This window comes from Nocardioides jiangsuensis (assembly GCF_019679455.1).
GTDB classification, from domain to species: domain Bacteria; phylum Actinomycetota; class Actinomycetes; order Propionibacteriales; family Nocardioidaceae; genus Nocardioides_C; species Nocardioides_C jiangsuensis.
This window is the reverse complement of sequence record NZ_JAIEZQ010000003.1, coordinates 168,718-193,258: the sequence shown is the minus strand read 5'-3', so window position 1 is coordinate 193,258 and position 24,541 is coordinate 168,718. Positions and strand designations below refer to the sequence as shown.

Annotated in this window: 23 protein-coding genes; 9 read left to right on the top strand and 14 right to left on the bottom strand. The window is 72.3% G+C overall.

What is annotated here, in order from left to right; genetic code table 11:
- Positions 1-45: 45 nt before the first annotated feature.
- Both K1X13_RS16705 and K1X13_RS16700 read right to left on the bottom strand, forming a co-directional pair.
- Positions 46-552, bottom strand: a complete 507-nt coding sequence (locus K1X13_RS16705) for a DUF6912 family protein (RefSeq protein WP_221026278.1) — start codon at positions 550-552, stop codon at positions 46-48.
- The gene (locus K1X13_RS16700) at positions 549-1,997 is read right to left on the bottom strand and encodes a WS/DGAT/MGAT family O-acyltransferase (protein WP_221026277.1); all 1,449 of its coding nucleotides are present in this window, start codon (positions 1,995-1,997) and stop codon (positions 549-551) included. Before K1X13_RS16700 ends, K1X13_RS16705 begins: the two co-directional genes overlap by 4 nt.
- Before the next feature lie 155 nt (positions 1,998-2,152).
- Here K1X13_RS16700 and K1X13_RS16695 point away from each other — a divergent pair, with 155 nt between their 5' ends.
- The 3 genes from K1X13_RS16695 to K1X13_RS16685 all read left to right on the top strand — a co-directional run bounded on the left by K1X13_RS16695 (position 2,153) and on the right by K1X13_RS16685 (position 4,774).
- A complete protein-coding gene (locus K1X13_RS16695) occupies positions 2,153-2,590 on the top strand; it encodes a cupredoxin domain-containing protein (protein WP_221026276.1) in 438 nt (145 codons plus the stop codon).
- A gap of 2 nt (positions 2,591-2,592) precedes the next feature.
- Entirely contained in the window at positions 2,593-3,906 is a 1,314-nt protein-coding gene (locus K1X13_RS16690) for a hypothetical protein (protein ID WP_308249607.1), read from the top strand.
- 124 nt (positions 3,907-4,030) lie between these two features.
- The gene (locus K1X13_RS16685) at positions 4,031-4,774 is read left to right on the top strand and encodes a hypothetical protein (RefSeq protein ID WP_221026275.1); all 744 of its coding nucleotides are present in this window, start codon (positions 4,031-4,033) and stop codon (positions 4,772-4,774) included.
- A 40-nt stretch (positions 4,775-4,814) separates the two neighbouring features.
- Here the strand turns inward: K1X13_RS16685 and K1X13_RS16680 are convergent, their stop codons facing one another.
- Positions 4,815-6,092, bottom strand: coding sequence for a CpaE/TadZ family protein (locus tag K1X13_RS16680; RefSeq protein WP_221026274.1), 1,278 nt, complete (start codon positions 6,090-6,092; stop codon positions 4,815-4,817).
- 3 nt (positions 6,093-6,095) lie between these two features.
- Positions 6,096-6,776: a hypothetical protein gene (locus K1X13_RS16675; protein ID WP_221026273.1), complete on the bottom strand. Its 681-nt coding sequence runs from the start codon at positions 6,774-6,776 to the stop codon at positions 6,096-6,098.
- 143 nt (positions 6,777-6,919) lie between these two features.
- On the opposite strand from K1X13_RS16675, the gene K1X13_RS16670 reads away from it, so the two are divergent.
- Entirely contained in the window at positions 6,920-7,180 is a 261-nt protein-coding gene (locus tag K1X13_RS16670) for a helix-turn-helix domain-containing protein (protein WP_221026272.1), read from the top strand.
- A 40-nt stretch (positions 7,181-7,220) separates the two neighbouring features.
- Here K1X13_RS16670 and K1X13_RS16665 read toward each other — a convergent pair whose 3' ends face one another.
- Positions 7,221-7,775 (bottom strand): hypothetical protein, encoded by a 555-nt coding sequence (locus tag K1X13_RS16665; protein ID WP_221026271.1) that lies wholly within the window; start codon positions 7,773-7,775, stop codon positions 7,221-7,223.
- Between the two features lie 144 nt (positions 7,776-7,919).
- On the opposite strand from K1X13_RS16665, the gene K1X13_RS16660 reads away from it, so the two are divergent.
- A complete protein-coding gene (locus tag K1X13_RS16660; RefSeq protein WP_221026270.1) occupies positions 7,920-8,648 on the top strand; it encodes a LysM peptidoglycan-binding domain-containing protein in 729 nt (242 codons plus the stop codon).
- Positions 8,645-9,208, top strand: coding sequence for an Rv3235 family protein (locus tag K1X13_RS16655; protein ID WP_221026269.1), 564 nt, complete (start codon positions 8,645-8,647; stop codon positions 9,206-9,208). The genes K1X13_RS16660 and K1X13_RS16655 overlap by 4 nt, the downstream gene beginning before the upstream one ends.
- 121 nt (positions 9,209-9,329) lie before the next feature.
- Here the strand turns inward: K1X13_RS16655 and secA are convergent, their stop codons facing one another.
- The 3 genes from secA to K1X13_RS16640 all read right to left on the bottom strand — a co-directional run bounded on the left by secA (position 9,330) and on the right by K1X13_RS16640 (position 13,889).
- On the bottom strand, positions 9,330-12,140 hold the full coding sequence (secA, locus tag K1X13_RS16650; protein WP_221026268.1) for a preprotein translocase subunit SecA: 2,811 nt from the start codon (positions 12,138-12,140) through the stop codon (positions 9,330-9,332).
- A gap of 92 nt (positions 12,141-12,232) precedes the next feature.
- On the bottom strand, positions 12,233-12,838 hold the full coding sequence (locus K1X13_RS16645) for a M23 family metallopeptidase (RefSeq protein ID WP_221026267.1): 606 nt from the start codon (positions 12,836-12,838) through the stop codon (positions 12,233-12,235).
- 10 nt (positions 12,839-12,848) lie between these two features.
- Complete coding sequence (locus K1X13_RS16640) at positions 12,849-13,889, bottom strand: LacI family DNA-binding transcriptional regulator (protein WP_221026266.1); 1,041 nt, start codon at positions 13,887-13,889, stop codon at positions 12,849-12,851.
- 119 nt (positions 13,890-14,008) lie between these two features.
- Between K1X13_RS16640 and K1X13_RS16635 the strand changes: the two genes are divergently transcribed.
- The 3 genes from K1X13_RS16635 (at position 14,009) to K1X13_RS16625 (ending at position 17,263) form a co-directional block, all read left to right on the top strand.
- Complete coding sequence (locus K1X13_RS16635; protein ID WP_221026265.1) at positions 14,009-15,313, top strand: extracellular solute-binding protein; 1,305 nt, start codon at positions 14,009-14,011, stop codon at positions 15,311-15,313.
- Positions 15,314-15,394: 81 nt separating this feature from the next.
- On the top strand, positions 15,395-16,417 hold the full coding sequence (locus tag K1X13_RS16630) for a carbohydrate ABC transporter permease (RefSeq protein ID WP_221026264.1): 1,023 nt from the start codon (positions 15,395-15,397) through the stop codon (positions 16,415-16,417).
- A gap of 3 nt (positions 16,418-16,420) precedes the next feature.
- A complete protein-coding gene (locus K1X13_RS16625) occupies positions 16,421-17,263 on the top strand; it encodes a sugar ABC transporter permease (protein ID WP_221026263.1) in 843 nt (280 codons plus the stop codon).
- A 4-nt stretch (positions 17,264-17,267) separates the two neighbouring features.
- On the opposite strand, the gene K1X13_RS16620 is transcribed toward K1X13_RS16625, so the two are convergent.
- The 6 genes from K1X13_RS16620 to mtrB form a co-directional block, all read right to left on the bottom strand.
- Positions 17,268-18,482 (bottom strand): winged helix-turn-helix domain-containing protein, encoded by a 1,215-nt coding sequence (locus tag K1X13_RS16620; RefSeq protein WP_308249606.1) that lies wholly within the window; start codon positions 18,480-18,482, stop codon positions 17,268-17,270.
- 2 nt (positions 18,483-18,484) lie between these two features.
- Positions 18,485-19,174, bottom strand: coding sequence for a response regulator (locus K1X13_RS19765; RefSeq protein WP_308249605.1), 690 nt, complete (start codon positions 19,172-19,174; stop codon positions 18,485-18,487).
- Positions 19,175-19,238: 64 nt separating this feature from the next.
- On the bottom strand, positions 19,239-19,856 hold the full coding sequence (hpf, locus tag K1X13_RS16610) for a ribosome hibernation-promoting factor, HPF/YfiA family (protein WP_221026262.1): 618 nt from the start codon (positions 19,854-19,856) through the stop codon (positions 19,239-19,241).
- 353 nt (positions 19,857-20,209) lie between these two features.
- The gene (locus K1X13_RS16605; protein ID WP_308249604.1) at positions 20,210-20,977 is read right to left on the bottom strand and encodes a ComF family protein; all 768 of its coding nucleotides are present in this window, start codon (positions 20,975-20,977) and stop codon (positions 20,210-20,212) included.
- Between the two features lie 151 nt (positions 20,978-21,128).
- A complete protein-coding gene (locus K1X13_RS16600) occupies positions 21,129-22,904 on the bottom strand; it encodes an LpqB family beta-propeller domain-containing protein (protein WP_221026260.1) in 1,776 nt (591 codons plus the stop codon).
- The gene (gene mtrB / locus K1X13_RS16595; protein WP_221026259.1) at positions 22,901-24,538 is read right to left on the bottom strand and encodes an MtrAB system histidine kinase MtrB; all 1,638 of its coding nucleotides are present in this window, start codon (positions 24,536-24,538) and stop codon (positions 22,901-22,903) included. The genes K1X13_RS16600 and mtrB overlap by 4 nt, the downstream gene beginning before the upstream one ends.
- Positions 24,539-24,541 lie beyond the last annotated feature (3 nt).

Here is a 24,541-nt window from a genome sequence, read left to right as displayed (position 1 = left end):
CCCAAGTCCCGGTGCCGTCGTACGGCGGGCCCGTGGCCCCGCGGCTCACTCGTCGACGGGGACCAGGCTCTCGATGAGGTCGTTGACCTCCTGCGCGGCGAACCAGCCCAGCTCGTGGTCCAGACAGCGCTCGACGACCCGGGCGGCGTCCGCGTCCCCCGCGTCGGCGGCGGCCCAGGCACCGCGTGCCGCCGCCACCGCCTCCTCGGCGTCGGGGGCGTCCACGTGCACCGCGGCGACCAGCCGGGCCGGCAGCACCTCGGGAACCTCCACCAGCGTCACGTCGGACACCTCGACCGGGAAGACGGTGTCGGCATCGAGCACGATGACCACCCGCCGCTGCGGCTCGTCCTCGGTGAGCAGCGCCAGGGAGTCCTGGGCCGCCGCAGACATCGCGGCGTACTCCCACTCCTCCTCGCCGCCCTCGGCGTAGGCCTCGCGCAGCGCGTCGGTCACGGCGTGCGCGAGGATCGGCACCGGGCCCACGCCGCCGGAGACCACCACGTCGCGCAGGAGGCTCAGGCTGCTCGGTACGTAGACGCGCACTGTCATGTCGTGGGGCTCCCGGTGGTCTTCTTGCGTCCCCGCGGCGCGCGGGGACGGGTGTCGCTGGCACTGTCGACGAGCTCGGCGAGCGCCTCGACGACGCACTGGCCGAGGACGTCGACGTCCGGCAGCGCATCGCGGTCGGCGTTGATCCCGAAGTAGACGCCGCCGTCGTACGACGTCACCCCGATCGAGAGCGCGTGGCCCGGCAGCAGCGGCTGCACCGGGTAGCTCTCGAGCATCTGCGCGCCCGCGGCGTACAGCGGGAACTGCGGCCCGGGCACGTTCGTGACGACGAGGTCGAACCCGAGGCGGGCCTGCGCGGCGGCGACCCGTGAGCCGAGCGCGTGGAAGGTGGTGGGGGCGAACCCGGCGACGTCGGCGAGCCGGTCCGCGGCGACCGCCATCCCGGTGTCCTTGTGCGCCTTGAACGCGTAGGAGACCTGGTGCAGCCGCACGACCGGGCTGGTCTCCCCGATCGGCAGGTTGAGCAGGTGGCCGGTGACCTGGCTGCCGAGCGAGGTCGGCTCGAGGTCGCTGTCGATGACGCTCATCGGCACCATCGCCCGGAGGCTCCGACTGCCGTGCACCGACTCGGCGCGGGTCATCAGCCAGGCCCGCATCGCACCGGTGACCGTGGCCAGGATGACGTCGTTGACGGTGCCGCCGTGGACACGGCGCACCCGGCGGTAGTCCTCCAGCTCGGTGCGCACGGCCACGAACCGGCGCTGCTCGGACAGCGCGGCGTGGATCGGGGTCTCCGGGGTCGCCCGCCGGTTGGTGATCGCGGCCAACGCGGAGACCGCCGCCCGGCCGGTGGAGCCGGCGACGCGCGCGACCGACTCGGCGTTGCCGAGGACGGTCTCCGGGAGCCGGCTCGGGTGCCTGACCGTCTCGCTGACCGCCTCGGCGACCAGCGCGGACGCGCTGGGCTCCCGCGCCGGACGCCAGTCGTCGTGGACGGTGTCGCGCGGCCGGGGGTCGACGTCGAGGATCACCTGGCCGAGGTCGACGGTGGAGATCCCGTCGACCAGGATCTGGTGCGACTTGGACAGGATCGCGAAGCGGCCGCCCTCGAGGCCCTCGACGAGGTACACCTCCCACAGCGGGCGGTTGCGGTCCAGGCGCCGGGACATGATCCGTGCCACGAGCTCGCGCAGCTGCTCCATCGACCCGGGGCGCGGCAGCGCGGAGCGCCGTACGTGGAAGGTCAGGTCGAAGTCGTCGTCGTCGACCCACACCGGGTTCGCCAGCCGGCCGGGGACCGCCCGGAGCCGCTGCCGGTAGCGCGGGACGAAGGCGATCCGGTCGGCGATCAGCGCGAGCAGCCGCTCGTAGTCGAAGCCGGCGGAGGACGGCTCGAACACCTCGAGGGTCGCGTTGTGCGCCGGCGCGCTCGCCGACTCGTTCGCCAGGAGAGCCATGTCCCTCGGGCGAAGCCGCTCGCTCATGCCGCTCCTTCCGTCACCGTCGCGCCCCAGGCTAGCGAGCCGTGCCGCGGACGACCCCGGCGCCCACGGCACGCCGGGCGCCGACCTGCGGTCCGGTCGCCGCGGCACACATGGGATTCTGGAGGGGGAAACGCACCGGACCCGAAGGAGAACGCATGCGCAGGGCGCTGGCCGTCGCCGTGATCACCACCCTGGCCCTCGCGGGCTGCACCGGCACCGCCGAGGAGCCGGAGCCCGGGGCCTCCGCCGCCGTCTCCCCCGCGCCGTCGCCGAGCGAGAGCGCCGAGGAGACCTCCTCGCCCTCCGAGCCCGCAGCGCCCTCACCCAGCCCCGACGACGCCATCGAGGTCGAGATCGAGGGTGACGAGATCAGCCCGAGCGGCAAGCGGATCGACGCGTCGACTGGTGAGCCGGTGACCCTGCGCATCACGTCCGACCGGGCTGCGGAGCTGCACGTCCATGCCCTCCCCGAGCAGGAGATCGAGGTGGCCAAGGGCGAGTCCACGGTGGAGATCACCGTCGAGAACCCCGGCCTCGTCGACGTCGAGGAGCACGAGACCGGCGTCGTCATCCTCCAGCTCGAGGTCCGCTGACCGTGGTCCTCGCGCACGGTCTCGGCGGCGCCCAGGACCTGCCGATCCCCGCCGCGCTGGCGATCGCCGGCGCCGCCGCCGCGCTCGCCGTGTCCTTCATCGTGCTCGCGGTCGCCTGGCGCCACCCACGGTACGACGCCGCGACCTCCGGCCGCCCGGCGCCGGCGTGGCTCGCCCGTGTCGTCGACTCCCCCGTGTTCGGCACGGCGCTGCGTCTGCTCGGCCTGGCGTTCCTGCTCTACGTCGGGTGGGCCGCCCTCGCCGGCCCGGACCTCCTGGTCAACCCGACGTTCGGCTCCGTCTACGTGCTGCTGTGGGTGGGCATCGTCCCGCTCTCGCTGCTGTGCGGCCCGTTCTTCCGGGCGGTCAGCCCGGTCCGCACCGTCAACCTGCTGTTCTCGCGGCTGACTGGGGGTGACCCCGACCGGGGGCTCTACGACCTCCCCCGCTGGATCGGCTACTGGCCGGCTGCGCTCGGCCTGTTCGCCTTCGTCTGGCTCGAGCTCGTCTACCCCGACGCGACGTACCTCTCCCCCGTCCGGCTGTGGTTCGCGGTGTACTTCGCGGTCATGCTGATCGGCAGCGCGCTGTTCGGCAGCAGGTGGCTGGAGCGTGCGGACCCGTTCGAGGTCTACTCGACGCTGGTCGGGCACCTGTCGGTCTTCGGCCGCCGGGACGGGATGCTCGTCCTGCGCAGCCCGCTGGCCAACCTCGACGCGGTGCCCGCGGCCCCCGGGCTGGTCGGCGTGGTCGCGGTCCTCTTCGGCAGCACCGCCTTCGACAGCTTCAAGGACTCCAACGTCTGGCTGACCTTCACCCAGACCACCGACCTCCCCGTCACCTGGGTGAACACCGGTGTGCTGCTCGGGTTCTGCATGCTCGTCGGGCTCAGCCTGGCCGCCGCGGTGATGGCCACCGGGGTGCGTGACGGCTTACGACGGCTCGAGCTGCCCGACCTGTTCGCGCACTCGGTCGTGCCGATCATCGTCGGCTACATGGTCGCGCACTACCTCACGTTCTTCGTCGAGAGCGGGCAGCAGACCCTGATCCAGCTGAGCGACCCGATGGCCACCGGCGCGAACCTGCTCGGCACCGCCGACTGGCAGGTCAGCTACTGGCTCTCCCTGCACCCGACGTTCCTCGCGGTGACCAAGGTGCTCGCCGTGGTCACCGGGCACGTGCTCGGGGTCATCGCGGCGCACGACCGCGCGGTGGCGCTGCTGCCGCGCAGGCACCAGCTCACCGGCCAGCTCCCGCTGCTGCTCGTGATGGTCTTCTACACCGTCAGCGGCCTGTACCTGCTCTTCGGCGCCTGACCCGGCCCCGGCACGGGCCGTGTCGACCCTGGTGTCCGGGGACGAAGGGCCCTGACGAACCGACCGGTCGCGGCGCACGCTGGTGTGCAGAGGTCAGTGCCTCTGCCGAGACCGAGGAGCTGCGATGACAGCCACCACCAGCCCGGCCACCGCGAGCTCGCCCCTGCTCCAGGCCATGCTGAACCTGACGAAGTTCCACCGGGAGCACGAGAAGTTCTACGCCTCCTCACCCCGCGAGCTCGCCGTCGTGCTGCAACGTCACGCACGGAGCCTGCAGGCGCTCGCGGACCAGTGGTCGGAGAGCGAACCGTCGCCGCGGACCCCCCTCAGCCCCTACGAGGGCGCGGAGGACCTCAACAGCCCGGCGGCGCTCCAGCTCGACGGCGTGCTCTTCATGGAGGGTGAGGGCCGTCCCACGGAGATCACCCATCTCATCCGGGACCTGCGCACCACGGCCGAGGACCAGCGAGGCACCGGGGAGTGGCTGGCCAGGGCGATGGAGTCGTCGTGGGACGTGGCCGCTGCCCTGGTCGGCATCGACGGTCTGGCCGACGTCCTCGGTGAGCGGCACCGCATCATCGCGAACGACTGGCAGGCCGCCACCATGAACACGGTGATGAGCCGTCTCCTCGACCGGGCAGCCGACATCCTCGACCGGGTCGACTTCGCACCCGCGGCGCTCCGGGCCGATCTCGCCACGGACGGGGTCTCGGTCGGGCTCCTCTACTCGGCGGCCGAGCTCGTCTCCCACGCGGCGGACCTGTCCAGCGACTCGGCCGGCCTGGTCCACGACAACGAGCGCCGCTGGCGCGTCTTCCGGCAGCGCGTAGCCGACGTGCTCGACGCCACCTCCACTGCGGAGTCCTAGGGCCCGGCGCCCGGAGCGGTGTCGCACGGCCTCGCCGGCGTCACCGTCGGCCCCCCGAGCGGGCGGCGCGCCACCGACGCCCCGTCCGCTTGGTCTCGGCGCCGTTCCCGCCGAGGACGGCGTCCGCCACCTCCGCCACGCCCCGGCGCAGCGGTGAGTCGCCGAGCTCGACGAGCGTCCTCCCCGCCACGAGGGCGCGGTCGGCGGCCTGCCGGTCGTCGGGCAGGAAGTGCATGCTCGCCGGCGTCACGAAGCCCTCCACCATCGCCCGGACCTCCTTCTCGCCCCAGCCGAGCGAGGGACGCACGCGGTTGACCACCACCCGCACCGTGGACCCGGGGACCACCCCGAGCAGGTCGACGAGGCCGCGGGCCAGGCGGGCGAGCCCGACCGGGTCGGCCGAGCCGACGACGAGCACCTCGTCGGCCCGCTCGAGCGCGGTCACCGTCATCTGGTTGCGCTGTGGAGCCGCTCCGCCGTACGCCGGGGGGTCCTGCTCGAGTCCGAAGCCGAGGTCCAGCACGACCTGCGAGCCGAGCCCCCGGGCCTCGTCGAGCAGCGTCGCGTAGGCGCTCTCGCGGACCTCGCTCCACCGGTCCGGACGCGGGAGCCCGGTGAGCACGTGCAGGTGCGGGCCGAGCCTGCGGGCGACGCCGGCGAGCCGCTCGCGGTCGAGCCGGCCGGCATTGGCGAGACGGGCGGCGCCGAGGAGCCCGGAGACCTCGTCGAGCACGCCGAGGTGCTGCGCGACGGCTCCGCCGTAGGTGTCCGCGTCCACCAGGAAAGTGGTCTGCTGCCGGTGGGCGAGCTCGGCCGCGAGACCGACCGCGAGCGTCGTCCGCCCGGGGGCTCCGGTGGGTCCCCACACAGCCACCAGACGACCCTCGGCCGCGTCGTCGGGCGCGACCTCGAGCACCTCACCCACGCCGTCGACGACCCCCACGGTCTGGTCGGTGTCCGCGGCGACGGCGAGCACCTGGTCGACGAGGGTGTGCAGCGCGTCGCGGTCCAGCACCCGGGAGACCCCGAGGTGCGGGGCACGGCCGGGCGCGCCGCCGACCTCGCCGCTCACCACGACCACGGCGAGGCCGCAGCGCCGCAGCCGGTCGACACTGTCGGCGTCCAGGCCGGCGAGGTCGTCGGCCACGAGGGCCACCCTGCCCTGGCCGGTCGAGGCGGTGGCGAGCAGGTCGTGCAGGTCGACGCAGCGCTTGAGCAGGACCACGCGCGGGTCGCCGTGAGCGAGCTGCTGCAGCGCGGTCACCTCCCACCCGGCGCCGGCCGCGGCGGTCAGCACCGAGACGCGCTCCCCCAGCACCGCTCAGCCCTGCCCGACGATGACGACCGCGCCCGACGCGACCCCGGACAGCGCCTCCGGGAGCTCACCCTCGTCCTCGGCGGGGAGCCCGACGACGACCTGCCGGGTCGCGGCGGGCCCGAGGGCACTGCCGGCTCGTGGCGCCGCCACCACGACGACGTCGTCGAGCACCCGCACCGCCCCAGGACGGCGGTCGAGGGCGGCGTCCGGCGTCACCCACACGTCGACGACCGAGCCCTGGCCGACCGTGGCGGGTACGGCGTCGGCGGCCACGGCGAGCGGGACCTCGACCAGTGCGGCCGCCTCGCCGGTGCCCACTGCCGCGCGAGGAAGCAGCTCCCCGGCCCCGAGCCCGCGCAGCAGCACCGCGCCGTCGGGGAGGCCACCTGCCGCGGACAGGTACCGGTCCGCGGCCTCCGGAGAGGCGAACCGCACCTCCTGCGGCTCGAGCGCGCCCGGGTCGAGGGCGGCGCCCTCGGCGAGGTCGGTCCGCACCGCCCACACCGCGACGCTGTCGTCGGCACCGCCGAGGAGGCGCGCGCCCAACAACGCACAGGCGGCGACGATGACCACGCCGACCGCGAGCCGGGGGTCCTTCCAGGTCCGGCCGGTCGTGCGCCGCGCGACGGGACTCCCCGCGACCCCCGCCGGCGCGGCGACCGTGCCGGTTCCGTTGCCAGTCACCCGCGAATCCCCCTGTCCCGCCCGTCGCACGCGGGCGCTGCACGGACATCATGGCCTGATCACGACAAAGAGGACACGGTTGTCCACAGGCAAACGACCGCAACGAGTCGAGAACGACCGCAATCAGTGGCAGAGTGACCCGCATGGCAGGCTCCGGCACCCCTCCGCGATTCCTCCAGCTCGCCGACGTCGCGGAGATCCTCAACACCTCGACCGCGCAGGTCTACGCGCTGGTCCGCCGCGGCGACCTCCCGGCGATCAAGATCGGCGGTCGCGGCCAGTGGCGGGTGGAGACCACCGAGCTCGAGGCCTACATCCAGCGGATGTACGACGAGACCCGCTCCCTGGTCACCAACCAGCCGTACGTCGAGCCGGCCAGCGGGCCCGACGAGCCGACCGGCTGACCGGTCAGCCCCGGCTGGCCGCTCAGGACCGACCAACCGCTCAGGCCCGGCTGACCGCCGCGAGCCCGGCGAAGGTCAGCAGCGCCGGCCCGTCGGCGGCCGTCACCTCCACGAAGTCGCTGCCCACCCGCACCACGGCGGCCTGGCTGCGGCTGCCGTCGACGTGACACAGCACCAGCTCCGCCCCACCCTCCGCGAGCCTGCGCAGCGCTGAGCCGAAGCCGAGCCGCGCCACGGCCGGCCGGGCCTCGGGCGCCACGGCGCGCTCGGAGAGCCCCTGCGCAGCACGGAGCGCTCCCAGCCGGACCAGCCACTCCTGCTCCGGGGCACCGGGGCCGCAGTCGTCGGCCACCAAACACCAGTCCGTGCCCGCGCGGGCCAGGGTCCCCCGGACCGGGCCGGCCCCCAGCAGCTCGAGGAGCACCGGGCGGCCCAGCGAGGCGTGCACGCGCGCCGCGAGGGTGACCTGGGCGTACTCGGCGCGGCTCCGGTCGGCGAGCTCGGCGTCCCGCTCGGCCAGGGCCAGGCCCTCGGCCTGCTGCTCGAGGTCCTCGAACACCATCGCCAGCAGGCCGTCCTCGTCCCCGTGTTCCATACCCGGACAATCCCGGCCCACGCCGCTCGTGTCAACGTCTGTGGACAAACCGTTGACTCCGCACGCAAGCGGCGCGTAGAAACAGCAAACACACGCAAACGCATCGTTTCGGGGGTCGAGATGGCGGCAGGGTCGAGGGGGCACGTGGCGCTCCGGGGCCTGGCGGTGCTGTGCGTGAGCGCGTTCGGCGCCGCGGGAGCGGTCGGTCTCGGGCTCCCGCCGCTCGCCGCGCTCACCGGCGCGCTCGACGGCTCCCGCCCAGCCTCGTGGGCAGGTCTGGGGGCGCGGCTCGTCGCGGTCGACCCGCCGGTGCTCGTCGCCGGCCTCTGCGGCGGCCTCCTCCTCGTGAGCGGGGCCTGGCTGTTCCTGGTCACCACGGTCACCGTGGCCGAGGCGGTCACCGGCTCGACGCGTGTACGCCTGAGGGCACCGGCGCTCCTCCGCCGCCTGGTCCTCGCCGGCTGCGGCGCCGCCCTCACCGCGGCAGCGGTCCAGGGCCCGGCGCTCGCGGACACCTCCCCTGCCGAGGGCCGGGCACACCCCGCCGCCGGGGGCGCGGCCTCGCTCACCGGGCTCGCCGTCCCGGACCGACCGCTCGGCACGGTCCGGGCGAGGACGTCGGTGACGACTCCCGGGCACACCGGCCGCGCCGCGACGCTGACCGTCCGCCCCGGGGACTCGCTCTGGCGGCTCGGCGAGCGGCTGCTCGGGCCGGGCGCCGACCCCGGTGCGGTGGCGGACGCCTGCCGTGCGCTCTACCGCGCCAACCACGCCCGTGTCGGGGACGACCCCGACCTGGTCCTGCCCGGGACCGTCCTGCACATCCCGAACACCGAAGACTCCATCACCTACGACCGGAAGGACACGCCTTGAGCACCTCGCCTACCCCTCTCCCGAGCCGCGACGACGGCGTGCGCCGGCCGCCGGCCGGCGCGGCCCACCGGGCCACGGTCACCAAGCTCGGCCTGGGCGCGCAGACCGGGCCGCAGCCGGTCCCCGTGTCCTCGGTGCAGGGGACCCTCGCCCTCGACCTCGCCGCGTCGGCCGGCATGCCCCGCACCCCGGAGCTGAGGCTGGTGACCGGCGGACGGACGGCCCCCGAGGACGTCCAGCTGTGGGCGGCACGGTTCGCCCAGGCGACGGTGGAGGTGCTCGGCGGCGACCGGCCGCTCCCCCAGCTGCTGCGCTGGACCTCCCAGCGGGTCTACGCCGACCTCGGCCGCCGGGTCAGCATCCTCGGACGCTCGTCCGTGGTGACCCAGCGGTTGCGGACGGTGCGGCCGCAGGTCCGCAGCGTGCACGTCTTCCAGCCGACGCCGCAGTCGGCCGAGGTGAGCGTGCACGTCCGGCACGGCCGGCGCTCGCGGGCGATCGCGGCCCGGCTCGAGCTCGAGGGCGGGCGCTGGCAGTGCACCGCCCTGCAGCTCGGCTGACCCCGCGCGCCCGCTCGGGGACCGCCACCGCCCGCGAGACCGGCCCCCGGGAACGCCTCGGGGCCCGAGCCGGTGGCTCGGGCCCCGAGGGACGTGGTGCGGCGGAGGCGCGTGCGGACGGTCAGCCGTTCACGCGGGTGGTCAGCCCGGTCGGGCCCCCGGGAGCGCCGTGGCACTTCTTGTACTTCTTGCCCGAGCCGCAGGGGCAGTCCGCGTTCCGGCCGGCGCCGGCGAACGGGTCGTCCTCGGTCCCCGGCACGGCGCCGACGACCTCGGCCTCGCCGCCCTCGTCGGGCGCCGAGTAGGCGAGGTGCTGCGGCTGCTTCGGCTTCTCGAGCCCCTTCGCCACGATGTGCGGACCGTCGGCGTGCGCGGCGGCCTGGGCGACCGCGGAGCCGAACTCCGCACCCTCGGGCGCCGCCGCGGCCGGCTGCTCCTCCTCGACCTGGACCTCGAGGTTGAACAGGAAGCCGACCGACTCCTCCTTGATCCCGTCCATCATCGCGCTGAACATGTCGAAGCCCTCGCGCTGGTACTCCACGAGCGGGTCGCGCTGGGAGTAGGCACGCAGGCCGATGCCCTCGCGCAGGTAGTCCATCTCGTAGAGGTGCTCGCGCCACTTGCGGTCGAGCACGGACAGCAGCACCCGGCGCTCGAGCTCGCGCATGACCTCGCTGCCGAACTTCTGCTCGCGGACGTCGTACGCCTGCTGGGCGTCGGCCTGGATGTCCTCGACGAGCTGCTCACGGGTCAGCCCGGCGCGCTCCCCCTCGGGACCCTCGATGTCGGCGAGGCGCAGCGAGACCGGGTAGAGGGTCTTGAGCGCGGTCCACAGCGCTTCGAGGTCCCACTCCTCCGGGAAGCCCTCGGTCGCGGCGGTGACGTAGCCCGCGACCACGTCGTCGATCATCGCCCGGACCTGCTCGTGCAGGTCGGCGCCCTCGAGCACCGCGCGGCGCTCGGCGTAGATCACCTGGCGCTGGCGGTTCATCACGTCGTCGTACTTGAGGACGTTCTTGCGGGAGTCGAAGTTCTGCGACTCGACCTGCCCCTGCGCCGACGCGATCGCCCCGGTGACCCGCTTGTTCTCGATCGGGACGTCGTCGGGGACCTTGAGCGTGGTCAGCACCCAGTCGACCCAATCGGACTTGAACAGCCGCATCAGGTCGTCCTCGAGGGACAGGTAGAAGCGGGACTCGCCCGGGTCGCCCTGACGGCCGGACCGGCCGCGCAGCTGGTTGTCGATCCGGCGCGACTCGTGCCGCTCGGTGCCGACGACGTACAGGCCGCCGAGCTCCTTGACCTCGTCGTGCTCGGCCGCGACCTGCGCCTTGATCCGCTCGACCATGCCCGGCCAGGCGGCTTCGTACTCCTCGTTGTTCTCGAGCGGGTCGAGCCCCTGCTTGCGCAGCTCGAGGTCGGCGAGGAACTCCACCGACCCGCCGAGCATGATGTCGGTGCCGCGGCCGGCCATGTTCGTGGCGACGGTGACCGCGCCCTTGTGCCCGGCCTGCGCGACGATCTTCGCCTCGTCGGCGTGCTGCTTGGCGTTCAGCACCGAGTGCGGGATCCCCCGGCGCTTGAGCAGCTCCGAGAGCCGCTCGGACTTCTCTACCGACGTGGTGCCGACGAGGACCGGCTGGCCGTTCTGGTTGCGCGAGGCGATGTCGTCGGCCACCGCGTGGAACTTGGCGTCCTCGGTGCGGTAGACGAGGTCGGCCTGGTCCATGCGGGCCATCGGCCGGTTGGTCGGGATCGGGACGACGCCGAGCTTGTAGATCTTGTCGAACTCCGACGCCTCGGTCATCGCCGTGCCGGTCATCCCGCCGAGCTTCTCGTAGAGGCGGAAGTAGTTCTGCAGCGTGACCGTGGCCAGCGTCTGGTACTCCTCGCGGACCTCCACGCCCTCCTTGGCCTCGATCGCCTGGTGCAGGCCCTCGTTGTAGCGGCGGCCCGCCAGCATCCGGCCGGTGTGCTCGTCGACGATGAGCACCTCGCCGTTCATGACGACGTACTCCTTGTCGTTGCGAAACAGCTCCTTGGCCTTGATGGAGTTGTTCAGGAAGGAGATCAGCGGGGTGTTCACCGAGTCGTAGAGGTTCTCGATGCCGAGGTGGTCCTCCACCTTGGTGATGCCCGGCTCGAGGATCGAGATGGTGCGCTTCTTCTCGTCGACCTCGTAGTCGGTGTCCTTGACCAGGCGGCGAGCGATCTTGGCGAACTCGCCGTACCACTTCACCTCCTCCTGGGTCGGGCCGGAGATGATCAGCGGGGTCCGCGCCTCGTCGATGAGGATCGAGTCGACCTCGTCGATGATCGCGAAGTTGTGGCCGCGCTGCACGAGGTCCTCGATGGCGTTGGCCATGTTGTCGCGCAGGTAGTCGAAGCCGAACTCGTTGTTGGTGCCGTAGGTGACGTCGGCGGCGTAGGACACGCGACGCTGGTCGGGGCGCATCTCGGGCAGGATCATCCCGGTGGTCAGGCCGAGGAAGTGGTAGACCCGGCCCATCCACTCGGCGTGGTACTTCGCGAGGTAGTCGTTCACGGTGACCACGTGCACGCCCTTGCCGGAGAGCGCGTTGAGGTACGTCGGCAGGGTGGCGACCAGCGTCTTGCCCTCACCGGTCTTCATCTCCGCGATGTTGCCGAGGTGCAGCGCGGCGCCGCCCATCACCTGGACGTCGTAGTGCCGCTGGCCCAGCACCCGCTTGGCCGCCTCGCGCACGGTGGCGAAGGCCTCCGGCATCAGGTCGTCGAGGGTCTCCCCGTCGGCGAGCCGCTGCTTGAACAGCGCGGTCTGGCCCTGCAGCTCCTCGTCGCTCATCGCGACGAAGTCGTCCTCGATGGCGTTCACCGCGCGCGTGATCGACTCCAGCTGGCGCAGGATCTTGCCCTCGCCGATGCGAAGGATCTTGTCGAGAATGGCAGGCACGAGGGTCGACTCCGTAGATAGGTGGTTCCGGTCCCGCAGCCTCGAGGCGGCCGCGGGGCCATGTTACCGAGCGCACACGCCGGGCGCGGCCTTCAGGGGCGACCGGGGCAGCCGTGCTGCTCTTCCCAACGTGAAACGGCCGGGAGCGGCGACATGTTCCCACCGGACTCCCAGCTGCGCAGGTAGCGGTACGGGCTCACCGTACCCCTGCGCACCACCCAGTCGCGCCCGCCGCCGGTGCCGTCGCAGACCGGGCTGATCCCGACGTGCAGGTGGCAGGGCGTGGGCCTGGCGCTTCCCGTGCGGCCGACCTCGCCGAGGTACTCCCCCGACTCGACCGTGTCGCCGGGGCCGAGCCCGCCGCGGAGCCGGGCGAGGTGGCTGCCGTAGTAGCGCACACCGTCCACACCCTCGACGGAGAAGGACAGGCCGCCGCGGTCGCGACCGAGGTCGGTGGCCGGGTCCCACCGGTCGGTCCAGTTGACCTCGAGCACGGTGCCGTTCACCGGGGAGACCACCCGTGCGCCGCAGTCGGCGAAGACGTCGGTGGCCGGGTAGTCGTGGTGGGCGTCGACGTAGTCGGTGGCGCCGACCACCGGGAACTCTCGGTCGGCGTACCCCGCGGGCGCCTGCACCGGCAGCACCGCGAGCGCCCACGTGAGCGCGACGGCGGCGAGCGGGGAGAGCGGTTCGGGCACGCCCTCCAGCCTAGGCGGGGGCGGGCTCCCCCGCGTGGCCGAGGGGCGTGGCCGTGGCGATGCCGGTGGACTCGCGCACCACCAGCTCGGCGGTGAACAGGTACTCGCTGTGCGGCGTCTCGTGGCCGGTGATCTCGTCGACGAGCGCCTGCACCGCGGCGTGCGACATGGCGGCCACCGGCTGGCGGATCGTGGTCAGCGGCGGACCGGTGAAGGCCATCAGCGGCGAGTCGTCGTACCCGACGACCGAGACGTCGCGGGGGACCGAGCCACCGCGGGAGACGACCGCGCGTACGGCACCGAGCGCCATCAGGTCCGAGCCGCAGATGATCGCGGTGGCCCCGGCGTCGATCAGCCGGCCGGCCGCGGCGTGTCCGCCCTCGACCGAGAACAGGCTGTACTCCTCGAGCCCCACGAACCGCGGGTCGGCGGCGACGGCCTCGCGGAAGCCCTCGATCTTGCGCTGCACCGGCACGAAGCGGCTCGGGCCCACGGCGAGGCCGAACCGGGTGTGGCCGAGGGCGGCGAGGTGGGAGACCGCCATCCGCACCGCGCTGCGGTCGTCGGTGGAGATGCACGGCGCCTCGACCACCGGCATGGTGCCGTTGACCAGGACGATCGGCAGGCCGCGCTCGGTCAGCGCGTGGTAGCGGGCGGGGTCGGCGGTGGAGTCGGCGTGCAGGCCGGAGATGAAGATGATCCCGGAGACGCCACGGGCCAGCAGCATCTCGACGTACTCGTCCTCGGTGACGCCGCCGGGCGTCTGGGTGCACAGCACCGGGGTGTAGCCGTGGCCGGCGAGGCCGGACTCGATGAACTGCGCGAAGGTCGGGAAGATCGGGTTGACCAGCTCCGGAACGACGAGCCCGATCAGCCCCGCGCTCTTCGAGCGCAGCGCCGAGGGTCGCTCGTAGCCGAGCACGTCGAGCGCGGTGAGCACGAGCTGCCGGGTGTCGGTGCGGACCCCGGGCTTGCCGTTCATGACCCGCGAGACGGTGGCCTCGCTGACGCCTGCGTGCGCGGCGACGTCGTGCAGCCGTGGCTTCCTCATGGGGCCGACTCTAGTCCCCGATGTTGCAGTCTTGCAGCAAGAAATTTCGATCTCTTCCATTTCTTGCACGCACGGTGCTACCTTCCGTGCAGTCCATCACGGCTAAGGAGAACTTTTCGATGCGACGTATTGCTCAGGCCGGCGCCCTCGTGGCCGCTGTCAGCCTGTTGGCCACCGCCTGTGGATCGGGCGAGGGCGACACCGAGACCAACACTGACTCCGCGCCCCAGGCCTCCGAGGTCTCCGGGTCGCTGACCTGGTGGGACACCTCCGACCCGACCAACGAGGGCCCCGCGTTCGACGCCCTCATCAAGAAGTTCGAGGCGGAGTACCCCAAGGTCGACATCAAGCGGCAGCCCGTGCCGTTCGGCGAGGCCCAGAACAAGTTCAAGACCGCGGCCGAGGCCGGCAGCGGCGCGCCCGACATCCTGCGCGCCGAGGTCGCCTGGGTGCCTGAGTTCGCATCGCTCGGCTACCTCTACGCGCTCGACGGCACCGCGGCGCTCGAGGACTCCGACGACTACTTCGAGACCCCGCTGTCCTCGAACGTCTTCGACGGCAAGACCTACGGCGTGCCGCAGGTCACCGACTCCCTCGCGCTGCTCTACAACAAGAAGCTGTTCGAGCAGGCCGGGATCGACTCCCCGCCGACCACCTGGGACGAGGTCGCCACGGCCGCCGAGGCGCTGAAGTCGAAGGCCAAGGTCGACGGCATCTTCCTCAACCCGGCCGGCTACTTCATGCTGCCGTTCATGTACGGCGAGGGTGGCGACCTGGTCGACACCGACGCCCAGCAGATCGTGGTCGACTCGGAGGAGAACGCCAACGGTCTCCAGGCTGCCGTGGACCTCGTCGAGAAGGGCGCCGCCCCCAAGCCCCCGGCCGCGGACGGCTACGCCGCGATGATGACCGCCTTCAACGAGGGCAAGGTCGGCATGATCATCAACGGCCCCTGGGAGGTCAACAACATCCGCAACGCCGAGAACTTCGGCGGCGTCGAGAACCTCGGCATCGCCGCGGTTCCCGCGGGCTCCGAGACCGCCGGCGCTCCGGTCGGTGGCCACAACTACGTCGTCTACTCCGGCATGGACGAGAAGAAGGCCGACGCCGCGATCGCCTTCATCAACTTCATGAACTCCGCGGAGTCGCAGGCGTTCCTCGCCGACGAGCTCGGCCTGCTGCCGACGCGCAAGTCGGCCTACGACATCGACTCGGTCAAGAACAACGACATCGTCTCGGCCTTCAAGCCGGTCGTCGACGCCGCCGTTGCCCGTCCGTGGATCCCCGAGGGCGGCCAGTTCTTCGCCGCGCTCGACACCATGGCCGTCGAGGTGCTCGTCCAGGGCGAGGACCCGAAGACCGCGCTCGACAAGGTCGCCAAGACCTACAAGTCCGAGGTCGTCCCGGAGTACTCCTCCAACTGACCTCAGACTGACCTGAGATAGTCCCGGGGGGCCGCGTCCGTTTCGGAGGCGGTCCCCCGTTTCTCGTGCTAGGAGACCCCCATGGCGATTGACCCGCAGACGGTCGCCGCACCCCCCACCGGCCCGGCGCGCGCGCCGTCGCGCCCGCCCGGCCGGATCCGCCGGGCCGCCACCACCCACTGGTACGCGTGGGCGATGGTGGTGCCCGTCGTCATCGTGCTCGGCGTGCTCGTGCTCTACCCGCTGGTGCGCGGCATCTTCATCAGCTTCACCGACCTCAACGAGTCGAACCAGCGCGACGAGATCTGCACCAAGGTGCTGGGCGGCGGCACGGAGTGCGTGCCGAACCCGAACGCCGCCGAGTTCGTCGGGCTCGACAACTATGTCGCGATCCTCACCGGCGAGAAGGGCGAGTTCTGGCTCCAGTTCGTCAACACGATCGTGTGGACCGCGAGCTGTGTCGCCCTGCACTACGCGATCGGGCTCGGGCTCGCGGTCATGCTGAACCGCAAGATCCGCGGCCGCGGCATCTACCGGGTGCTGCTGATCGTGCCGTGGGCGGTGCCGGCCTTCGTCAGCGCGTTCGCCTGGAAGTTCATCTTCAACGAGCGCAACGGGCTGGCCAACCTGGCGCTCACCTCGATCGGCCTCGAGCCGGTGGCCTGGTTCTCCGAGCGGTGGACCTCGCTGTTCACCGCGATCGTCACCAACGTGTGGCTCGGCGTGCCGTTCATGATGGTCGCCCTCCTCGGCGGCCTCCAGTCGATCTCCGCCGACCTCTACGAGGCGGCCGAGATGGACGGCGCCACCCCGTGGCAGCGGTTCGTCAACGTGACCCTGCCGGGCCTGCGCCCGGTGAGCGCGACGGTGATCCTGCTCGGCACGATCTGGACGTTCAACATGTTCCCGATCATCTTCCTGGTCACCGAGGGGCAGCCCGCCGGCCAGACCGAGATCCTGGTGACCGGGGCCTTCCGGGCCGCCTTCGAGGGCATCCGGCAGTACGCCTTCGCGTCGGCGTACGGCATGTTGATCCTCTCCATGCTCGTGGTGTTCGCCGTGGCCTACCGCAAGATGCTCAGCCGTCAGGGAGAGGTGTGGTGACCGATGGGAACCGTTGACCGCAAGCGCAGCACTGGCAGGTCCGTCCTGCTGCACCTGGCCCTGGTGACCACCTCCGCGATCGCGGTGGCACCGGTGCTGTGGATCCTGCTCTCCTCGCTCAAGCCGGCGAACCGGATCCTGTCGAGCGAGATCAAGCTGTTCGACCAGCCCACGCTGGACAACTACCGCAACGTCCTGAGCAACACCGACTTCACCACCTGGTTCCTCAACTCGGTGGTCGTCGCGGCCTTCACGATGGTCCTGGGCATCTTCATGTCGGCCACGGCCGGCTACGCGCTGAGCCGGTTCAACTTCCCGGGACGCCGCTCCTTGATGTGGACCTTCCTCATCACGCAGATGTTCCCGGTGGCGATCCTGATCGTGCCGATCTACGGGATCATGTCGAACCTGGGGCTGATCAACACGCTCACCTCGCTGGTGATCGCCTACTGCACGGTGGCCGTGCCGTTCTGCACGTGGATGCTCAAGGGGTACTTCGACACGATCCCCCGCGAGCTCGACGAGGCCGCGGCGCTCGACGGCCTGGGTCCGTTCTCCACGTTCTGGCGGGTGATCATCCCGCTCGCGCGGCCGGGCCTGGCGGTGACGATGTTCTACACGTTCCTCACCGCGTGGGGCGAGGTCGCCTACGCGACCGCGTTCCTGCAGACCGACGACAAGTTCACCCTCGGTTACGGCCTGCAGACGTTCGTGCCCCAGTTCAACAAGCAGTGGGAGTACCTCACCCCGGCGGCGATCCTCATCACGATCCCCGCGGCGATGGTGTTCATGCTCGCCCAGCGCCACCTCGTCGGTGGCCTGGCGGCCGGCGCCACGAAGGGCTGACCCGCTACTTCAGCTCCACCGACAGTGGCTCCGCGAGGTCTCCTCGTGGAGCCACTGTCGTCTCCGGGAGTCCCAGCCAGGACGCGAGCGAGCGCAGCTCCACGGCGAGCTCCGCGGCAGTCTCCGGCGGGGCGTCCGGCTCGGCGTAGGCACCCTTGACCACGAGCAGCCCTGCCTTCCGGTCGGCCTTGAGGTCCACCCGGGCCACCAGCCGGTCCCCCAGCAGGAACGGCAGCACGTAGTACCCGTGCCGGCGCAGGTGCTCGGGCACGTAGATCTCGATGCGGTAGTGGAAGCCGAAGAGGCTCTCTGTCCGCGAGCGTTCCCAGACCACGGGGTCGAAGGGGCTCAGCAGGGCGCGCGCGTCGACCCGACGCGGGAGCCGCGCGTCGCGGTGCAGGTACGCCGGCCGGTCCCACCCCTCGACGGTGACCGGGAGCACCTCACCGGACTCGACGAGCGCGTCGAGCGCGGGCCGGGCGTCCTGCGTGCTCATCCGGTAGTAGTCGCGCAGGCACGCCTCGGTGGCCACACCGTGCGACCGCGCGGCGCGGCGGAGCAGCTCGAGGTGAGCCTCGGCGGCGGTCGGGGTGGGGACGGCGAGCACCTCCGGCGGGAGCACCCGCTCCGGGACGTCGTACAGCCGCTCGAACTGGGGTGTGCGACCCGACGCCGTCACCTCGCCGGCGAAGAACAGGAACTCCAGCGCCTGCTTGGTCTCCGACCAGTTCCAGCCCCAGTTCTCCGAGGCCGCCCGGGGAAGGTCACCCTCGACCTGGCGCGCGGTCACCGGACCGCGGGCGCGTACCTCGTCGTACACCCAGCTGACCAGGTCGGGGCGCCGCTCGGCGATGCTGCGCGGCCCGCCCCAGGCCTCGGTTCGGGCCCGGGCCATCCGGTGCTGCATGTACGGCCACAGGTCGACCGGCATGAACGCGGCCACGTGCGCCCAGTACTCCACCAGGCGGCGCGGGGAGCGGCCGGCCGCGCGGTGCAGGAGGTCGGTGTCGTAGGGGCCCATCCGGCTGAACAGCGGCATGTAGTGCGCGCGCTGCAGCACGTTGACCGAGTCGATCTGGAGCACCCCGGTGCGCGCCACCGTGCGGGCCAGGGTGCGCATCGTGGGCACCTCGTGACGACGGTCGAGGAAGCCCTGCGCGGCGAGGGCGATGCGGCGTGCCTGGGCACGGCTGAGGGTGTCCCGGTGGATGTGTGTCACGGTCAGGGGATGTCGAGCAGCTTCTCTCGCACGGCGTACATGACCGCCTCCATCCGGGAGTGCAGCTGCAGCTTCTCCAAGATGTTGCGCACGTGGTTCTTGACGGTGTTCTCGCTGATGAACAGGCGCTTGGCGATCTCGCGGTTGTTCAGGCCCTGCGCGACGAGCTTGAGCACCTCGAGCTCGCGCTCGGTGAGCCGGGGGGTGGGCACCTGCTGGCGGTCGGAGCGCGTCATCTGCTTGAACTCGTCGAGCAGCTTGATCGCCATCGACGGGCTGATCAGCGACTGTCCGTCGGCGACGACGCGGATCGCCTGGGCGACCTCGTCGATCGAGGAGTCCTTGAGGAGGTAGCCCGACGCGCCGTTCTTCACCGCGTCGTACAGGTCGCCCTCCTCGTCGCTGACGGTGAGCATGATGATCTTCGCGGAGGGGGCGACCTCCTTGATCGAGACACAAGCCTCGATGCCGGAGCGCTTGGGCATCCGGACGTCCATGAGCACCACGTCGGGCACGGAGCTGGCGCACAGCTCGGTGGCGGCGACGCCGTCGCCGGCCTCACCGACGACCTCGATGTCCTCCTCGACGGTGAGGAGCATCGTCAGACCGCGACGGAAGAGCTCCTGGTCGTCGACGACGGCGACCCGGATCGGCTCGCCGCCTGTCTTCGCGCGTTCTTGAGGTGCTGCCACGTGACGATCATGTCACGTGGCAGCACACCCACGTCACCATTTCGGGCTATCCCGAGCGGGTCGCTCAGGCCATGTCGAGCGAGATCACACCGTAGTCGTAGCCCCGGCGGCGGTAGACCACCGACGGCTTCTCGCTCTCCTTGTCCACGAAGAGGAAGAAGTCGTGGCCGACGAGCTCCATCTCGTAGAGCGCCTGGTCCAGCGTCATCGGCTCGGCCGAGTGGCTCTTCTCGCGGACCACGAGGGGTCCGTCACCCATGACCGTGATCGGCCCGACCCGGCGCTGGGTCTCCTCCTCGGCCGCCTCCGCGGGGGCGTTGGACTGCGGCTCGACGGCCGCGAGCGCCTCCGCGACCGAGACCGGCGTGTGCCGGCCGTGGTGCACCCGGCGGCGGTCCGCCGCGCGGCGCATCTGCGTCGCCATCCGGTCCAGTGCGACGTCGAGCGCGGCCATCTTGTCGTCGGCGGCGCCCTCGGAGCGGATCACCGGTCCCTTCGAGAACGCGGTGAGCTCGACCCGCACGGCGCGGTCGGCCTGGCGGGGGTTGCGCTCCTTGTCCACCTCGACCTCGACGCGCATGACGCGGTGGTCGTGCTTCTCCAAGCGGGCAAGCTTCTCCTCGACGTGGCTGCGAAACCGGTCCGACACATCCATGTGCCGGCATTTGACGACGATTTCCACGGAAACCTCCCGATTGTTGGAGCGAACTGACCACCTAGGGGTTCCGGTGGTCCTGAAGGGTGGAGATCCGTCCGGCCGACCTGGTCTTCGACCCCACAACCGCCTGCTGAGGTCCTCGCAGCTTCTCTGCCACTAATGACCTTCTCCCGGACGCACGTCGTGTCTGACGACGTGGACGGGGCAGGACTTACCTCTAAGCCGCACCGTGATCGGCGTGCCTCTCGGCTCGCCTTACGTGGACCGTTTCGCCTGCGACTGGCATCGGCTAGCCGACAGGTCCCACCGTTGAGAACGGCGCTCAGCCGGATCCTGTCAACGCAACCACGGACCCGGACGGACTCCATGTACAGACGCTATCTGGCCGGGTCGCAAAAGGGTAGGCAACCCCCCGGATCTTCCGAGCCGAGGCCGCCCGGGGCAGGAGTACGGCGCCGGGTGGCGGCCACCGTGGCGACCCCGGCGACCGGCACACCGGCCGCCTCGAGGGCCCGCTGCGCCTCGCGGGCGGTCGCCCCGGTCGTGAGCACGTCGTCCACCACGACCACCGCCGGGCCGGACCCCGAGCCGTCACGGCCGAGCAGCACGGTGGAGGCGCCCGGCGGGCAGCGCATCGAGCCGTGCAGGTTGGACGACCGCTCCGCCGCACCGAGGCCGGCCTGGTCCCGCGGCGCGCGCACGCTGCGGAGCACCGGCGCCACCCGGGCGGAGATCCCCTCCGCGCGCAGGTGGGCCGCCGCGCGGCGGGCGACGCGCAGCATCGGGTCGTGGCCCCTGGTCCGGACCACCCGCCCCCGCGACGGCACCGGGACCAGCAGCCAGGAGGCGCCGCGACGACCGCTCCGTGCCACCTGCTCGGCGGTGGCCCCGGCGAGCAGCAGGCCCAGCGGCCCGGCCAGCGCGAACTGGCGCCGCTCCTTGTGCGCGTTGACCAGGACTTTGAGCGGACCGTCGTACTCCCCCGCCGCCGTCGCGGGCGCGAGCCCGACGGGGCACGGTGTCGGCCGGACCACCACCCCGCCGCGCGGGAGGCCGGCCGCGCAGGCGACGCAGAGCACCCGGCCCGGACGGCCGCACAGCGCACAGGTGCTGCCGAGCAGCAGGTCGAGGACGGCGTCGCGCACGGACGCGAGCCTCGCGCACGCCACGGTGACTGGGCGGCCCCGCCGCGCCTCCGGTGGACGACGGCCACCGCCGGCCCGGTGGGGACGGTCAGCGGCGCCGTGCGGACCCGTACGGACACAGTGCGGCCCCGTGCGGCGGTGCCGGTGTGGGTCAGCCGACGAAGACGGGCGCCTGGAGCCCGCCGCGCACCACCGGTCCGGCCCACTGCCCGTCGGAGGCCAGCGCGTACACCCGGCCGTTGCGGGTGCCGAGGTAGAGCGGGGTCCCCGGCGTCGGGGAGGCGACCAGGTGCACGGCGCGCTGGAGGAAGACCTCCGCGTCGAGGCTGTCACCGCCGAGCACCGAGGAGCCGTCGACGCGGGCGAGCACCACCTCGCTGGCCCGCGGGGACGGCCCGGTGAGCAGGGCGAGCGAGCCCGGGGTGCGCCAGGCGACGTCACGGATCTCGCCGATCCCACGAGGTCCCACGGCGAGGGCTTCGGCGCGGGTCATCCCGCGCACCCGGCCCTCCCGGTCGCGCAGCACCCGGGACACCAGGACCCGGTCGTCGCCCGGGGCGGAGACGACCGCCACGAAGCGGGTGCCGTCCCGGGAGAGCGTGAACGACGTGATGTCCTGCCCCGCGATCCCGGGGGCGGGAACGGGGGCCACGACCCCGCCCCGGCGTACGACGACCGTGGCGCCCGACCGGGCACGGTCCACGAGCCACACCTGCCCGTAGATGTCCCAGGCGGGCCGGAGCACGTCGGTCCCGCGGTAGATCTCCACGGTGCTCTGCGCGGACGGCGCCAGGTCGGGCTCCCTGCCGCGCGGCGCCACCACGACGGTCGTACCGTCCTCGGTGACCCCCGCGACCTGTTCCGCGGGCAGGTCGACCGCGATGTCGCGCAGGGCGTACTCCTGGGCGCCGAACTGGCCCTCGACGTTGCGGTCGCCGTCGGCGGACAGCGCCAGCACCTTGCCGCCGCGGATCCCGAAGAGCTCCTGCGACGCCCAGTGGATGGAGGGGTCGAACTCGGTCCAGGCGGTCACGCTCTGCGAGGCCCCCTCGTCGGGGATCTCCAGCGGCGCGCCGCCCACGGTGATCCGCATCCGCTCGACGCCGGAGACCTGCCGCAGCGTCCAGGCGACCTGTGCGAACAGCAGCTGCAGCTCCTCGCCGCCGAGGTCGCGCACCTGCTCGGTCAGCGGCACCTCGGCGATCCCGTCGCCCGACACCGGCACCGAGAGGTCCACCTCCGTCCCGGCGGGGATGAACGAGCGTACGGCGCCGCGCAGGGCCGGGTCGGGGCCGAGCACCAGCCGCCGGACCAGCATCGTCGGAGCCTGCCCGCCGCGCGGCACGTAGACCGGCTCGGGCACCAGGATCTGCGCGCTCGGGTCGAAGAAGTAGAGGAAGTACTGCTGGTAGCGGGTCTCGAAGTGCGTGCGCGGGATGATCAGCGCGTCGGGCGGGTTGGAGATCCGCCACTCCCCCCGCTCGCGGACCAGGCGCAGCTCGTAGCTGGTGACGCCACCCTCCGCGGCCTCCCCTCGCCACGCGCCGCGCGCGTCGAGCCGCATGGTGTCCTCGAGGCTGGCGGTCACCGTGCGCCCGGACTCGGTGAGCACGTTGGACCCGAAGACGACGGTTTCCCGCTCGGGCAGCCAGCCGGCGCGGCCCTCGTCGGAGAGGAACTCCCTGGCCACCGCGGTGGAGAGCGGCGATGCCTCCATCGCGACCAGGAAGCCCCGGGCGACCGCGAGCGGCGACGCGCCCTTGCGCGGACCGGACGGGCTGAACTCGAACGGGCCGTCGATCGGCTCGACCTGGTCCTGCTCCGGACGGGTCTGGACGCCCCCGGACTGCGGCAGGCTGACGCACCCGCCGAGCAGCAGCGGGGCCAGCGCGGCGAGCAGGGCCAGCCGGGTGGCACGGGTCCTCACGGCGTCCTCGCCTTCGGGGTGTCCAGGCGGGCGTAGCCGGCGCCGACCCCGCCCGTGGCCGCGTCGGCGGGCACCAGCGACAGCGGGCTCCGGCTGATCCGGTCGCCGGCCCGGCGGGGCAGCGTGAGCCGGAACTGTGCGCCGTTGCCGGGCTCGCCCCACGCCTGCAGCCAGCCACCGTGCAGGTGGGCGTCCTCCAGGGCGATGGACAGCCCCAGCCCGGTGCCCCCGGTGGTGCGCGCGCGGGCGGGGTCGGCGCGCCAGAACCGGTTGAAGACCATCGCCGACTCGCCCTGCGCCAGGCCGATCCCGTGGTCGCGCACCGCGAGCGCGGTGGCGTCCTCGTTGGCGGCCAGCAGCACGTCGACGTCATGACCGTCGGCGTAGTCGATGGCGTTGGTGAACAGGTTGCGCAGGATCCGCTCCACCCGGCGTACGTCGACCTCCGCGACGCACGGCTGGTCCGGCCGGTGCACCACGACCCGGGTTCCCCGGCGGTCGGCGAGCGCCTTGGTCGACTCGGCCACGCGCAGCGCGAGGTCGACGAGGTTCACGTCCTCCAGGTCGAGCACGGCCGCGCCGGCGTCGAAGCGGCTGATCTCGAGCAGGTCGGTGAGCAGGAGCTCGAACCGGTCGAGCTCCTTCTGCAGCAGCTCCGCGGAGCGCGCGGTGACCGGGTCGAAGCGCTCGCGGGCGTCGTACAGGACGTCGCCGGCCATGCGCACCGTGGTCAGCGGCGTGCGCAGCTCGTGCGAGACGTCGGAGACGAACCGGCGCTGCACCCGGGACAGCTCCTCGAGCTGCCGGATCTGCTTCTGCAGGCTCGCCGCCATCTGGTTGAACGAGGTGCCGAGGCGGGCGATGTCGTCGTCCCCGCGGACGTGCATGCGCTCCTCGAGCCGGCCGGACGCGAGCCGCTCGGCGACCCGGCGCGCGAGCCGCACCGGGGTGACCACCTGCCGGGTCACCAGCCAGGTCAGGCCGCCCACGAGCAGCAGCAGCAGCACGCCGCCGGTGAGCAGGGCCCGGCGCACCAGCGACAGCGTCTCCTGTTGCTCGGTCATCGGGAAGAGGTAGTAGAGCGCGTAGGTGCCGCCGTCGGAGGGCAGGGTGATCTGGGAGCCGGCCACGATCCCCGGCACGGTGGGGATGCCGGAGTCGCTCTGGTAGCGGATCGGGGCGTAGGTCCACGACGTGCCGGGCGTGCTCTCCACGACCTCGCGCAGCCGGGCCGGGACGGAGTCGGTGGAGATGTCGGGCGAGAAGCGGGTGCCGCTGCCGGTCGCGAGACCCTGGGTGCTGCCCGGGACCGGGCCGTCGAGCACCACGTCGTACCCCTGGACGTCGCCGCGGGCGACGATGCTGGCCACCAGCTGCGCCAGCTGGGTGCCGGAGTCGAACTCGGTGCCGCTGGCCTCGAGCCGCACCTGCGCCTCGTAGGCGCCGCGGGTGGCGTCGGCCACCGACGCGGAGGTCTTGCCCGCGACCAGGCCGTCGGTGATCTGGCGCAGCAGGAACCAGCCGACCAGGGTGACCACCGCCGCGGAGAGCAGCAGCGTGCTGACCACCACGCGTGCCTGGATGGACCGTCGCCAGAACGTGGCGGCCCTGCGGATCGGTCCTGCGAGTCTCACGGG

Bases quoted from the DNA above. Each gene is read 5' to 3' on its own strand.
- K1X13_RS16700 (WP_221026277.1), bottom strand. From the start codon at position 1,997: ATGAGCGAGCGGCTTCGCCCGAGGGACATGGCTCTCCTGGCGAACGAG.
- K1X13_RS16665 (WP_221026271.1), bottom strand. From the start codon at position 7,775: ATGGAACACGGGGACGAGGACGGCCTGCTGGCGATGGTGTTCGAGGAC.
- K1X13_RS16670 (WP_221026272.1), top strand. From the start codon at position 6,920: ATGGCAGGCTCCGGCACCCCTCCGCGATTCCTCCAGCTCGCCGACGTC.
- K1X13_RS16625 (WP_221026263.1), top strand. From the start codon at position 16,421: ATGGGAACCGTTGACCGCAAGCGCAGCACTGGCAGGTCCGTCCTGCTG.
- K1X13_RS16695 (WP_221026276.1), top strand. From the start codon at position 2,153: ATGCGCAGGGCGCTGGCCGTCGCCGTGATCACCACCCTGGCCCTCGCG.
- K1X13_RS16685 (WP_221026275.1), top strand. From the start codon at position 4,031: ATGACAGCCACCACCAGCCCGGCCACCGCGAGCTCGCCCCTGCTCCAG.
- K1X13_RS16630 (WP_221026264.1), top strand. From the start codon at position 15,395: ATGGCGATTGACCCGCAGACGGTCGCCGCACCCCCCACCGGCCCGGCG.
- K1X13_RS16635 (WP_221026265.1), top strand. From the start codon at position 14,009: ATGCGACGTATTGCTCAGGCCGGCGCCCTCGTGGCCGCTGTCAGCCTG.
- K1X13_RS16705 (WP_221026278.1), bottom strand. From the start codon at position 552: ATGACAGTGCGCGTCTACGTACCGAGCAGCCTGAGCCTCCTGCGCGAC.
- K1X13_RS16640 (WP_221026266.1), bottom strand. From the start codon at position 13,889: ATGAGGAAGCCACGGCTGCACGACGTCGCCGCGCACGCAGGCGTCAGC.